The organism is Azospirillaceae bacterium, assembly GCA_028283825.1.
Lineage (GTDB): Bacteria > Pseudomonadota > Alphaproteobacteria > Azospirillales > Azospirillaceae > Nitrospirillum.
Window position 1 is genome coordinate 2,110,096 of record JAPWJW010000003.1, and the last position, 13,081, is coordinate 2,123,176.

A 13,081-nucleotide genomic window follows, 5' to 3' on the forward strand; every position below is an offset into this window, starting at 1 on the left:
GCCCGACTGCTTTACCCGTCTTACTTGATGCCGTCGCCCAGGGCCTGGTCGATCAGGGCCTTGGTCTCTTCCACGCCGTAAAGGGCGATGAAGCTGCCCATGCGGGGGCCCGTGCTCTGGCCCAGCAGCACCTCGTACAGGGCCAGGAACCAGGCGCGCAGTTCGGGGAAGGGATGGCGCTTGCCGATCTCGTAGACCTCGTTCTGCAGGGCCTCGGCATCGGCGGGCAGGCGGTCCAGCGCGGCCCGCAAATCCACCAGGGCGGCACGCTCCACGTCGGTGGGCGCGCGGTAGACCTTGGTCGGCTTCACCCGGTCCTGGTAATAGGCGACGGCGTAACCCACCAGCCGGTCCAGGAAGGGGCTGTTGGCGGGCGTGGCGGCGGGGGCGTAGCGGCTGATGAAGCCCCACATCACGTCCGCGTTCTCGGCATTGGCGGCACCCGCCAGGTTCAGCAGGATGCCGAAGGACAGGTTGGTCTTCAGCCGGTCGGCGGCCGTCGCCCACTCCGGCACCTGGCCGTTGTGGATGTGCCAGGCCGGGTTCTCCAGCGCCTTGGCCGGGTCTTCCGCCTTCAGCTTGTCGACGAAGGTCAGGTAATCATCGACCGCGCGCGGGATGACGTCGAAGAACAGCTTCTTGGCGGCGCGCGGCTTCTGGAACATGTAGAGCGCCAGGCTTTCCGGCGGGGCGTAGCGCAGCCACTCCTCCATCGTCAGGCCGTTGCCCTTGGACTTGCTGATCTTCTGGCCCTTGTCGTCCAGGAACAGCTCGTAATTGAAGCCCTCGGGCGGGGTGCCGCCCAGGATGCGGCAGATCTTGCTGGCGAGTTCGACGGACGGGATCAGATCCTTGCCCGCCATCTCATAGTCCACGCCCAGGGCGAACCAGCGCATGCCCCAGTCGGGCTTCCACTGCAGCTTCACATGCCCGCCGGTGACCGGCGTCTCGATCTTCTTCCCGTCCTCATCCTCGAACACCACGGTGCCGGCATCCGGGTTGATCTCCAGCATCGGCACCTGCAGCACGCGGCCGCTGCTGGGGCTGACGGGCAGGAAGGGGCTGTATGTGGCCCGGCGCTCCTCGCCCAGGGTCGGCAGCATCACGCCCATGATCTCGTCATAGTGGCGCAGCACGGCCAGCAAGGCGGGATCGAAGCGGCCGGAGGTGTACCAGTCGGTGCTGCTCTGGAATTCGTACTCGAAGCCGAAGCCGTCCAGGAAGGCGCGCAGGCGCGCGTTGTTGTGGTGGCCGAAGCTTTCATGCGTGCCGAAGGGGTCCGGCACCTTGGTCAGGGGCTTGCCCAGGTGCTCCGCCACCATCTCCCGGTTGGGGATGTTGTCCGGCACCTTGCGCAGGCCGTCCATGTCGTCGGAAAAGGCGAACAGGCGGGTGGGCACGCCGGGCGCCAGGCGCTGGAAGGCCTGGCGCACCATGGTGGTGCGGGCGACCTCGCCGAAGGTGCCGATGTGCGGCAGGCCCGAGGGGCCGTAGCCGGTCTCGAACAGGACATAGCCTTTGGGCGGGGCCTTGTCGCCGTAGCGCGCGACCAGTTTGCGCGCCTCCTCAAACGGCCAAGCCTTCGCCTCGCGTGCCAGTTCCTGTTCCGTCGCCATCGCGGTCACTCACGTCAAATCGAATGGAAAAAAGGCCCGCCTCCGCACGGTATGCCGAGTCGGGGCTCGGCACCGTATGCGCTGGCGGGTACCCGGTCAATTCGGGGTTTAGGCGTTGCCGCCCTGCGCCGCCGCGTCCTCGCCCGGTTCCAGCACCCAGCGTTTGCGGGCCTCGGCCAGGGTGCCGGTGGCGATACCCTCGCGCACGTCGCGCAGCAGGCGGTTCATGGTGGCGACGTTGTGGATGGACAGCAGTTGCATGACCAGCAGTTCGCCCGCCTTCAGCAGATGGTGGATGTAGGCGCGGCTGAAGGTGCGGCAGGCGTAGCAGTCGCAGGCCGGATCGATGGGGCCGGGATCGTCGCGGAAGCGGGAGTTGCGCATGTTCAGCCGCTCCCCCTTCGCCTTGGGCGCGAGCGCCCAGCCGTGGCGGGCGATGCGGGTGGGGCTGACGCAGTCGAAGGTGTCGATGCCCTGGATCACGCCGGCGAAGATGTCGCGGATGCCGCCGATGCCCAGCAGGTGGACGGGCCGGTCGGGATGGGTGTGGGGCATGGTCATGGCCACCACCTCATCCATCTGCGCCGTGTTGGCGCCCAGGCTGCCGCCCACGGCGGTGCCGAAGAAGGGGCGGTCCTTGGTGTATGTCGCGCTCTCCTTGCGCAAATCCTCATACACGCCGCCCTGGATGATGCCGTAGAGCGCCTGGGGCAGGCCGTTGTAGCTGAGGCCCCCGCCGCGGGCGAATTCCTTCAAGCTGCGGTCGCCCCAGCGGTGGCTCAGCGCCATGGACTTGGCGGTATAGGCGCGGTCGACGTGGAAGGGCGTGCACTCGTCGAACTGCACGATCAGGTCGGCGCCCAGCTTGCGCTGGATGTCGATGGACGATTCGGGGCTCAGGAACAGCTTCTCGCCGTTCATGTAGCTGCGGAAGGTGGCGCCCTTCTCGCTGATCTTCAGCAGGGTGGTCTCACGCGTCTGGGTGCGCCGGCCCTTGATCTCATCCGCGACCGAACCATGGCCCATGGAGAAAATCTGGAAACCGCCCGAATCGGTCAGCATGGGGCCGTCCCAGCCCATGAAGCGGTGCAGGCCGCCCATCTTGGCGACGATGTCCGCACCCGGCTGGATCATCAGGTGATAGGTGTTGGACAGGATGATGTCCGTCTTCTCCGCCCGCATCTGCTCCGGCGTGACACCCTTGATGGACGCCTTGGTGCCGCAGAAGATGAAATTGGGGGTGGAGATGGTGCCGTGCGGCGTCGTCAGCCGTCCCAGGCGCGCCCGGCTGTCCGGGGCCTTGTGGGTGATCTCGAACGAGAACCCGGGATAGGTGCTGCTGGGCATGGCGTCGGACGCGGCGTCGGGCATGGGGGCGACTCGGGAATAAAGAAAAAGGATCAGGCGGGAGATTTCGCCGCCAGATGCGGCGCCAGGGCGCGGCGCGACAGATACATGAAGGGCGTGTCCAGCAGGCTGGCCGCCACCCGCATCAGGTAGGTGCCCAGGATGTAGGTGAACACCAGGGCATGCCAATCGACCGGGTTGTCAGCGAAGACACGCCAGGCCAGCACGCTGAACACGGTATTGTCCACCAGGGCCGAGACCATGGTCGACCCGTTGTTGCGCAGCCATAGGTGCTTGGCGCCCGTAACCCCCCGGATCTTCTGGTAAATCCAGACATCGCACAATTGGCTGGTGAGGTAAGACCCCATGCCGGCGGCGAACAGCGCCGGGGCCGGCAGGAACATGGCGGCCAGATGCTCCTGGGTCGACAGCGCCCAGGCCATGTCGTCCCCCGCCTCCGCCGCATTCATGGGGCGGAAACCCAGGGTGATCAGCATCATCAGCGTGAACAGCAGATAGCCGGAGAAGCTGAGATAGATGCCGCGCCGGGCCGCGTCCCGGCCGTAATGCTCGGTCAGGATGTCGGTCGCGAGGTAGGTGGAGCTGAACAGGATCGTGCCCATGGCCACGGGGTGTTCATAGAAGGGGAACTGGACCGCCTTCAACACCTCGACGTTGGCGCCGACGATGGCAACGATGATGTAGATATAGAGGCCGGACTGTCCGAACAGCCGGGCGAGCGCCAAAATGGCGCTGAAACAGAACAGCATCTGACCGACCAGCAAAACCGCCGGCGGGACACCGTTCAGAAATTCGACCAGGGCTGCGGGGGAGAGCGTCATGGATCAGAGGCCCCAACCCGCGGGGTCAAGCAGCCGGCACGGGCGATGTCGATGAGGCGTGGGCGGCACAAGGGGCCGGCCCGAGAACGCCCAAGGGAATGACACCGTCAATGAACCTATCGACCGAGGATCAGGGCGGCACCCGTCTGGGGCCGCCCCATTCCCGGAAGGCGTGCGGTGCTTAGGCGGCGGCCTTGTTGGCCAGCACCTTGGCGATGCGGCGCTTCACGCGGCGCGCATCCAGCGACAGCTCGCTGTCACGCATGTCCAGCAGGGCGCTGTCCAGGCCGCCCTTGTGCTCGATCGTGCGGATGCCCTTGGTGGACAGGCGCAGACGAACCATGGTGCCCAGCGCGTCGCTCAGCAGCGAGGTCTCCTGGAGGTTGGGCAGGAAACGCCGGCGGGTCTTGTTGTTGGCATGGCTAACGTTGTTGCCGAACTGCAAACCCTTGCCGGTCACATCGCACTTGCGGGCCATAGGAACACCTTCACGGAATAACAAGAATAACGACCCCGGCGCACATCGCTCCGGAGGGAAGCGGCGATATAACCGAAGGGACGGCGGAGAGTCAAGGGCACCCCGGGGGAATTCAGGGGCCAATGGTCGGCATCCCTGCCATGGCCGGATGTAGAATCGGGCACAGAACAGGTAAGCGACTGACGGGGCCGCTATTGATGAAGGCGCCGGACCTTCGAGTCAAATGGCGCCCGTCTCATCTTGAACAAAGGATCGGGCTATTGTCGCTGGGCGACATCCAGGGAGGGACGTGTCAATCCCCCGCCCGCACCATCTCCAGGTCGATGCGATGGGGCTTGCCCTTGTGGATGAAGTCACCGACGAAGCTCAGCCTGTCCTTCTCGCGGGAATAGGTGATGGCCTCGCCCGCCTGAGCGCCCTGGCCGGTGAAGCGCACCCGTCCCAGGACACACTCCGTGGCCACGAAGACCACGGGGGTGGTCTTGTCCTCCCAGGCGCGGGCCAGCGTGCCGTCGAAATGGCGCAGGCGCAGGATGACTTGGGCGCCCTGCGTCGACAGGCTCAACGCCTCGATGAAATGGGGCACGCCTTCCTTGCCGGTTTCCCAGGCGCTGCCCGCCAGGTTGCCACCGGGCAGGACGACCCAGCGTTCCTCGCCGGCCGAATCGATGGTGGCGTTGCGCCACGTGCCCTCCAGCCAATGCAGGCCGGCCAGCGTGCAGTCCTCCGCCAGAGCCGGGTGCCCGATACCGAGGGAGAGGAGCAGGGCGGTTGTCAGCCAGGGACGCATCGTCATTCCGCTCGAGGATCCCCCGCTGTTGGTCAAGAACCGCTGCCGCGGAATCGCGCCAGCAGGGCGTGCGCCGCCATGGCGGGCGTTTGCGTCCCGGCCGTCACCGCCGCCTCCGCCGCCGCCAGGTCGGCGCGCACGGCGGGGTCGGCCATGAAGGCGGCCATCAGGCTTTCACGAATCTCGCTCCACATCCAGGATTGCGCCTGTTCCGCCCGGCGGCGGTCCAGCCCGCCGCTGGTGGCCGTCTGGCCGTCGCGGAACTGGCCGATGGTGTCCCACACCCCCTCCACCCCCTGGCTGGTGAGGGCGGAGCAGCTCAGTACCGGCACGCGCCAGTCGGGCACGCTTGGCCGCAGCAGGGACAGGGCGTGCCGGTATTCGGCCACGGTGTGGCGGGCCTGGGCGATCAGATCGCCATCGGCCTTGTTCACCACCACCAGGTCGGCCAGTTCCACGATGCCCTTCTTCAGGCCCTGAAGCTCATCGCCGCCGGCCGGCAGCAGCAGCAGCAGGAACAGGTCGACCATGTCGGCCACCGCCGTTTCCGACTGCCCCACGCCCACCGTCTCCACCACGATGACATCGAAGCCGGCGGCTTCGCATAACAGCATGGCTTCCCGCGTGCGCCGGGCGACGCCGCCCAGGGTGCTGCCGGCGGGCGAGGGGCGGATGAAGGCCTCGGGCTCCCGCGACAGCTGTTCCATGCGGGTCTTGTCGCCCAGGATGGACCCGCCGGTGCGCTGGCTGGACGGGTCGATGGCCAGCACCGCCACCTTGTGGCCGCGCCCGATGACATGCAGGCCGAAGGCCTCGATGAAGGTGGACTTGCCCACGCCCGGCACGCCGGTGATGCCCACCCGCACCGACCGCCCGCTGTGGGGCAGCAGCCGGGCCAGCAGGGCATCGGCCCGGGCGCGGTGATCGGCGCGCGTCGATTCCACCAGGGTGATGGCCCGCGCCAGGGCCCGCCGGTCGCCGGCCAGCAAGGGGGCGGCCAGGCCGGTGGCATCGGCGGGCGACTCGGGAAGAAGCGGGGTATCGGCGTTCATGGGGGAAACCAGCCTCAGGCGAATATCCTTATGGTTGCTCCATAGCCCAGAACTTTGGTCCGGGCGATTCCCGATGTCGAGGGTGGCTATAGCTTTGGAGGCCACTGGCGGGCCGTGTGCAAGAGTCGCAATATCCCCACGGTGTCGCCCGTTACGGCATAAATCAGGACATAATTCCGGTGGACGACCAGTTCGCGCGTACCAACGATGCGACCAGGCCGGCCCATGTCCGGATGATTGGGCAAGGACGCCGCTTTCTTCGCGAATGTCTCATCAAGATTCTGCGCGGCGATCACATTTTCCTGCGCGATGTATTCGTAAATCTCCTTACGGTCGATCCTTGCCGGGCGCGTCCAAACAAGTTTCACGACGCCTGGCCGGCCAGTTTGCGGCGGGTTTCAGCGCGCCAGGTTGCTGCCTCCGCTTCCATTTCTTCGGCGGATATCACATCGCCAGCATTGGCTGCATCGATACCAATCTGAACCTGGGCGCGAAACCAAGCATCATAACCGGCCGCATCGGTCCGCTGCCGTACGAAAGCGCGCATATAGTCGCGTAGTAACTGCGCGCCCGTGCGATCATTGGCCTTGGCAGCCTCGGCGAACTCGGCCTTCAGCGCCTCGTCCACACGAAAGGTGAAGGTCGTTTCAGTCATGAATCGCCTCTTGTGTTACGTGGTTTGTGCAGTGTAACGCATCGGCGCTATCTCAGATAGCATCCACTTGGGCAGCACTTAATGTCGCTGCGCCCTCCGCCACCGGATCCGCCGTCTGCTGGCGCGCCCACAGGGCGGCGTAGGCGCCGCCCAGGGCCAGCAGGTCGGCGTGGCGGCCGCGTTCGCGCACCCGGCCTTCCTCCAGCACGATGATCTCGTCGGCGTCCACCACGGTGGACAGGCGGTGGGCGATCACCAGGGTGGTGCGGCCGCGGCTGACCTCACGCAGATTGCGCTGGATCTCGCGTTCGGTGTGGGTGTCCAGCGCGCTGGTCGCCTCGTCGAACATCAGGATGGGCGGGTTCTTCAGGATGGTGCGGGCGATGGCCACGCGCTGCTTTTCGCCGCCCGACAGCTTCAGCCCGCGCTCGCCCACCGTGGTCTTCCAGCCATCGGGCAAGCCCGCGACGAAGCCGTCGATGTGGGCCAGGACGGCCGCGTGCTGCACCTCTTCCTGGGTGGCGCCGGTGCGGCCGTAGGCGACGTTGTAGCGGATGGTGTCGTTGAACAGCACGGTGTCCTGCGGGACGATGCCGATGGCGGCGCGCAGGCTGGCCTGCGTCACGTCCGTGATGTTCTGGCCGTCGATCAGGATGCGGCCGTCGTTGGCGTCGTAGAAGCGGAACAGCAGGCGCGACAGGGTGGACTTGCCGGCGCCGCTGGGGCCCACGATGGCGACGGTGCGCCCGGCGGGCACGGTGAAGCTGACGCCCTTCAGGATGGGGCGGCGGGCATCGTAGCCGAAGGACACGTTCTCGAACCGCACCTCGCCGCCGCTGACGGTCAGCGCCTGGGCGCCCGGCTTGTCCGCCACCTCGCGGTCCACATCCAGCAGGACGAACATCTTCTCCATATCGATCAGGGCTTCCTTCACCCCGCGATAGACGAAACCGAAGATGTTCAGCGGCTGGTACAGTTGCAGCAGATAGGTGTTCACCAGGACGAAGTCGCCCAGGCTCAGGCGCCCGGCCTCAATGCCGCTGGCGGCCATCCACATCACCACCACCAGGCCCAGGGCGATGATGAAGCTCTGCCCCACATTCAGGACGGACAGCGAGGTCTGGGTGCGCACCGCCGCCTTCTCATAGACCTGTAGCGCCTTGTCGTAGCGGTGGGCCTCATGCTCCTCATTGCCGAAATACTTGACGGTCTCGTAGTTCAGCAGGGTGTCGATGGCCCGCGCGCTGGCCTTGGTGTCGCTTTCCACCATCTGGCGGCGGATGCGGGTGCGCCAGTTGGAAATCAGGATGGTGAAGGCGATATAGCCCGCCACCGCCACGAAGGTGACCAGGGCGAACCAGACATTGAACAGCTTCCACAGGATGCCGGTGACCAGCAGGATCTCCAGCAGCGTGGGCAGGATGTTGAACAGGGCGGTGGACAGCAGGGTCTCGATCGCCTTGGTGCCGCGCTCGATGGACCGCGACAGGCCACCCGTCTGCCGTTCCAGGTGGAAGCGCAGCGACAGGCCGTGCAGGTGGCGGAAGACGCTCAGCGCCGCCTTGCGCATGGCGCGCTGGGCCACCCGCTCGAACACGCTGTCGCGCAATTCGCCGAACGCCAGCGACAGCACGCGCGCCAGGCCGTAGGACAGGATGGCCAGCACCGGGATCACGGCGGCGTGGGCGGCGATGCCGGCGCCCAATTGGTCGACCGCATGCTTGTAGAACACCGGGATGGTGACGCTGGCGGCCTTGGCCCCCAGCAGCAGAGCCATGGAGATGATCACCCGCCCGCGCGTGCCCCAGTCGCCCTGGGGCCAGATATAGGGCATCAGCATGGCCAGCGCCTTGCCCTCGCCCATCTCGGGCCGGGTGGGGCGCGCCTCTGGCTGGGGCGGGACGGCGGATGGCTGTGCGGCGTTCTGGGTCATGGGATATCAGATAGGGCGGCGGGGGCGGCGGTGATAGGGCCCAGGGGCATGGGGCCCCGCATGGGTGCCAGGATATGGGGGATCAGCGGTCACGCAGCAGGCCGCGGATGGCCTCGGCCAACAGGCGGTAGGCGCGGTCGTCGCCCTTGTCGGCATCGGCCGCCGCCTTGTCCGCCTGGGCGCGGAAACGACCGTAGCCGTGATCGCCCTTGCGGGCACCTTCGGCCAGCACCTGGTCCAAGGTTCGGGGCGTCTCGGCGGGCGCGGTCGGTGGGGCCAGTGGTTTGGGCGGTTTGGTCATGGCGCCCCATCATGGAAGCATCGCCAGCGCCGGTCCAGGCGGCACTTGGCGGTCGGGCGGGAACACCACGGTGACGCAGGTGCCGCCGCCGGGCGGGCAATCCACCATCAGCATCCCGCCGTGCAATTCCATCAGGCGGCGCACGATGAACAGGCCCAGGCCGCTGCCGCCGTGGCGGCGGCGCAGCGACGGTTCGGCCTGCAGGAAAGGCTGGCCCAGATTCTCCAGCACATGGCGGGAGATGCCGGGGCCGGTGTCGGTGACCGACAGGGCCAGGCCGTCCGCCCGGATGGTGGCGGCCACCGTGACCCGGCCGCCGTCGGGTGTGAACTTGGCGGCGTTGCCCAGCAGGTTCAGCAGCACCTGGCGCAGGGCGGTGGGGTCCACCATGGCGTGCAGGCCTCCGGCCCCCGGGGCCACGGTGACCTCCAGATGGCGCTGCAGGTTGCCGGCCTGGATCTGGCGCACGGCGATCGCGATCTCCGCCGCGATGTCCACCACCTTGTCCTCCAGCTCGAACCGGCCGGCCTCCATGCGCGCCACGTCCAGGATGTCGTTCACCAGATCCAGCAGGTGCAGGCCGCTGACCCGGATGTCCTCGGCATACTCGGCATAGCGCGGGTCGCCCACGGCGCCGTAGGTCTGCTGGGTGATCAATTCGCTGAAGCCGATGATGGCGTTCAGCGGCGTGCGCAACTCATGGCTCATGCTGGCCAGGAAGGCGGTCTTGCTGAGGCTGGCCATCTCCGCGTCCTGGCGGGCGCGGGCCAGCTGGCTTTCCGTTTCCTTGCGCACGCTGATATCGACCAGGGACCCCAGGGCGCGCCGCGGCCGGCCCTGGGCGTCCTGCACCACCTGGCCCCGGGCGTGGAACCAGCGGGTGACGCCGTCGGCGCAGCGCAGGCGCAGTTCCAGGTCGAAGGGCGCCCGGGTGTCCAGGTGGTCGCGTGTCGCGCTGAACACCCGCCGGCGCTCGTCGGCGGGTAGCAGGCGCAGCAGCGCATGGCCGGTGGCGCGTTCGTTCAATGGCAGGCGCAGCAGCGCCCGCGCCTGATCCGACAGGTGCAGATCGTCGTCGGCCAGGCGCCAGTCCACGATGCCAACCGCCGATCCGGTCACCGCCAGTTCATAGCGTTCCTTGCCCAGCCGCACCTCTTCCAGGGCGACTTGGCGGTCGGTCAGGTCAATCAGGACACCGACATAGCCGGCGGGACCGGCGGCTATCGGGGCCGCCTGGCACAGCACCCAAGCCAGCCGGCCGTCGGGGCGCGCCATCCTGAATTCTTCTGAAAAGAAGCCGCCGGTGGCGATGGCGGCTTCCCAGCATGCCCGTACCCGGTCGCGGTCCTCGGCATGGACCCATCCCCGTTCCATGGGGGTGGGAACGCCGGCCAACTCACGCATCTTGTCATTATGGAAGGTGACGGTGCCGGCGCCGTCGGCCTGGAAGATGCCGACGGGCGACATCTCCGCCAGGGTGGCATAACGCGCCTCGCTGACAACCAGGGCCTGGGCCTTCTCCGCGTCCGCCCTGAAGGTGCGCGTCAGCATGCGGTGCAGCAGCAGGGCCGTGACGATGACGAAGGCCACGCCCTTGGCCGGCCCTACCCAGGGACCCACCGGATGGCCACTGAACAAGGGCGGGAAAACGTCCAACACGAAGTCGGACGTCAGGATCCAGGTGATGCCCAGCAGGGCGTATCCCAGGCAAATCCGTGTCGCGGCACCCAGCTTCACCCTTGCCCCACCCCGCCGCACGGGTCCGCCCCCTCGAAAGGTGAGGGGGTGGGCCGTTCATTTCGCCGATGGGGGTACTGTAGGCCCGGGCGAGGGCCGTGCGCAATTGGAGTGCTTGGGGACTTAGAGCGGAACGCGATCAGGTGGAATCACCTGATCGCATCCTGCTCTAAGAGTCCGGCCCGGAATCGGATAGGTAGTTTTATGTCCTTGCCAATCTCCTGGTGAGGAGCTTGACGCTGGCAGTGAAGATCCAAGCCGTTGCGGTGTCGGTTCCCCGTTCGAAGTCCTTGGCGAGGCGGCGATTCCGGCCCAACCAGGCGAAGGTCCGTTCCACCACCCAGCGCTTGGGCAGGACGACGAAGCCCTGGGCGGTGTCGGATCGCTTGATGATCTCCAGGGTCCAATTACCCATGGTGGCCAGGGCGGTCTCCAACTTGTCGCCCGCGTAGCCGCCATCGGCGAAGACATGCCGCAGCCACGGGAACGCGGCGCGGATCGAAGCCAGTACCGAAGGAGCGCCATCGCGGTCCTGGATATCGGCGCCATGAACAACCGCACCAACCAGTAACCCATTGGTATCCGTGATGATATGGCGTTTGCGGCCTTTCACCTTCTTGCCTGCGTCATACCCACGCACGCCACCGGCCTCCGTGGTCTTGGCCGATTGGCTGTCGATCACCCCGGCGCTGGGGCTGGCCTCGCGGCCCATCCTTTCCCGCGCACGCATCAGCAGCAGATGGTTCACCCGCTTCCACGTCCCGTCGTTCCGCCAAGTGTAGAAGTAACGCTGTACCGTTGTCCGCGGCGGAAAGCTGTCCGGCAGCATCCGCCACGCGCATCCGCCCTCCAGCACGTAGAAAATCGCCTCCACCACCGACCGTAGCTCCACCTCACGCGGACGGCCCCGCCGGTACGCGACAGGAAGCGCCGGGCACAGGACGTCCCATTCTTCGTTCGTCAGATCGCTTGCATACTTCAGATGATCCCGCCGATACTGACGACGGGTGGTATCAGTCCACATAATCTTGGGATCCATTCTCGTCTTCGCAAACAGAACGAATCACAAGTGACTGATATCACTCCACTTATTTATGGGCCAGGCTCTAAGGCGCGCTCTGGTCGCCCAGGACGATATCGCCCCCGCCCGACTTGCCGATGCGCGGCGTGCCGGTGTGGTGGGCCAGGGTGATGGTGCCGCTGCCGCCCATGAACAGGCTGGGGTCCTTGGCGGTGCCGTCGAAGGTGAAGTCACCCCGACCCAGCACCGCCACCTTCATGGCGCTGGCGCTGCCGTCGGCGATGTGGACATCGCCCTTGCCGTTGATCACCGCCTCCACCACGCCGTCCACCCGGTCGGCGGAAATGTCGCCGCTGCCATAGACGGCCAGACGCAGGGCCTTGTTGACGGCACCCAGCGAGATGTCGGCCTGGCCCATCACCCGGAATTCAGCGTCCGACACCCGGCCCACATGCAGGTCGGCACGGCCGGCCACGATGAACTTCAGCGTCTCGGCCACTTCATCCACGCTGATGTCGGCGCTTTCGGTGACGTTGACCTGCAGCGACTTGACCTTTTTCAGCGAAATGTCGGCCTTGCGCACGTCCATGGTCACGTCGCCGTCCAGCGGGCCTTCCACCGTCAGGTCGCCGCTGACGCCGGTCACCGTCAGGTTGGTGTTGGCGGGCACGGTGATGGACAGGTCCACGGCCTTGCCGCCGCCCGACACACGCAGCACGCCATCGTCGGCGGACGCACGCACGGCACCACCGTTGCTGGTGACCGTCATGCTGGTGACGCTGGTCGACGGATGGATGACGGTGGACCCGTTGAGGCCCGACAGGCTCAAGGTCGCCTGGGCCGGGAATTCCTGCGTGGCGTTGCTGATGGCGCGGGCATCGCGGGCCGCCGATCGGGCGGCCTCGGCGGCGGCCATGGCCTCGCTCTTGATCTTGCCGATGTCCACCGACCGCATCGCCTCTTCCACGTCGCGGCGAATCTGGTCGGCGTCGGACCGGCTGATGGGGCTCACCGGTGACGGTTCCGCCAGGGGCGACGGGGCCGCCGGCGCGTCGGGGGGCATGGGCGGCATCGGGGGCATGGGCGGCATCGCGTCCGACATGCGGGACTTCGCCTTGACCATGTGGACCGAATGCGACCGGTCCATATGCCCGCCCACCAGCAGGAAACCCAGGGACCCGACGGCGATGACAAGGGCAATGACCCCGCCGGCCGGAATGCCGGGCGTCAGGCGGGGACGGGGCGACGCGATACTGGTTTCCATGGGGCGTACCCTGCGCGACATCGTAGAATTCCCCCGACTATTAGC

The 13,081-nt window shown here is 66.9% G+C and carries 13 protein-coding genes; all 13 read right to left on the reverse strand.

The window, feature by feature from the left end:
* Positions 1-20 precede the first annotated feature (20 nt).
* Positions 21-1,616, reverse strand: coding sequence for a lysine--tRNA ligase (locus PW843_21650; GenBank protein MDE1149177.1), 1,596 nt, complete (start codon positions 1,614-1,616; stop codon positions 21-23).
* A 108-nt stretch (positions 1,617-1,724) separates the two neighbouring features.
* Complete coding sequence (gene tgt / locus PW843_21655) at positions 1,725-2,987, reverse strand: tRNA guanosine(34) transglycosylase Tgt (GenBank protein MDE1149178.1); 1,263 nt, start codon at positions 2,985-2,987, stop codon at positions 1,725-1,727.
* 29 nt (positions 2,988-3,016) lie between these two features.
* The gene (locus PW843_21660; GenBank protein ID MDE1149179.1) at positions 3,017-3,805 is read right to left on the reverse strand and encodes a queuosine precursor transporter; all 789 of its coding nucleotides are present in this window, start codon (positions 3,803-3,805) and stop codon (positions 3,017-3,019) included.
* Between the two features lie 181 nt (positions 3,806-3,986).
* Positions 3,987-4,283, reverse strand: a complete 297-nt coding sequence (rpmB, locus tag PW843_21665) for a 50S ribosomal protein L28 (GenBank protein ID MDE1149180.1) — start codon at positions 4,281-4,283, stop codon at positions 3,987-3,989.
* Between the two features lie 292 nt (positions 4,284-4,575).
* Positions 4,576-5,079 carry a DUF6265 family protein gene (locus PW843_21670; protein MDE1149181.1) on the reverse strand — a complete coding sequence of 168 codons (504 nt, stop codon included), beginning with the start codon at positions 5,077-5,079 and terminating at the stop codon, positions 4,576-4,578.
* Between the two features lie 26 nt (positions 5,080-5,105).
* Positions 5,106-6,125 carry a methylmalonyl Co-A mutase-associated GTPase MeaB gene (gene meaB / locus PW843_21675; GenBank protein ID MDE1149182.1) on the reverse strand — a complete coding sequence of 340 codons (1,020 nt, stop codon included), beginning with the start codon at positions 6,123-6,125 and terminating at the stop codon, positions 5,106-5,108.
* An 86-nt stretch (positions 6,126-6,211) separates the two neighbouring features.
* Positions 6,212-6,493, reverse strand: coding sequence for a type II toxin-antitoxin system RelE/ParE family toxin (locus PW843_21680; GenBank protein MDE1149183.1), 282 nt, complete (start codon positions 6,491-6,493; stop codon positions 6,212-6,214).
* Positions 6,490-6,780 carry a hypothetical protein gene (locus PW843_21685; GenBank protein MDE1149184.1) on the reverse strand — a complete coding sequence of 97 codons (291 nt, stop codon included), beginning with the start codon at positions 6,778-6,780 and terminating at the stop codon, positions 6,490-6,492. Before PW843_21685 ends, PW843_21680 begins: the two co-directional genes overlap by 4 nt.
* 52 nt (positions 6,781-6,832) lie before the next feature.
* On the reverse strand, positions 6,833-8,644 hold the full coding sequence (locus PW843_21690) for an ABC transporter ATP-binding protein/permease (protein ID MDE1149185.1): 1,812 nt from the start codon (positions 8,642-8,644) through the stop codon (positions 6,833-6,835).
* Between the two features lie 151 nt (positions 8,645-8,795).
* The gene (locus PW843_21695; GenBank protein ID MDE1149186.1) at positions 8,796-9,014 is read right to left on the reverse strand and encodes a hypothetical protein; all 219 of its coding nucleotides are present in this window, start codon (positions 9,012-9,014) and stop codon (positions 8,796-8,798) included.
* 9 nt (positions 9,015-9,023) lie between these two features.
* Complete coding sequence (locus tag PW843_21700) at positions 9,024-10,751, reverse strand: PAS domain-containing sensor histidine kinase (GenBank protein ID MDE1149187.1); 1,728 nt, start codon at positions 10,749-10,751, stop codon at positions 9,024-9,026.
* Positions 10,752-10,953: 202 nt separating this feature from the next.
* Positions 10,954-11,775, reverse strand: a complete 822-nt coding sequence (locus PW843_21705) for an IS5 family transposase (protein MDE1149188.1) — start codon at positions 11,773-11,775, stop codon at positions 10,954-10,956.
* A gap of 82 nt (positions 11,776-11,857) precedes the next feature.
* Complete coding sequence (locus PW843_21710; protein ID MDE1149189.1) at positions 11,858-13,036, reverse strand: DUF2807 domain-containing protein; 1,179 nt, start codon at positions 13,034-13,036, stop codon at positions 11,858-11,860.
* Positions 13,037-13,081 lie beyond the last annotated feature (45 nt).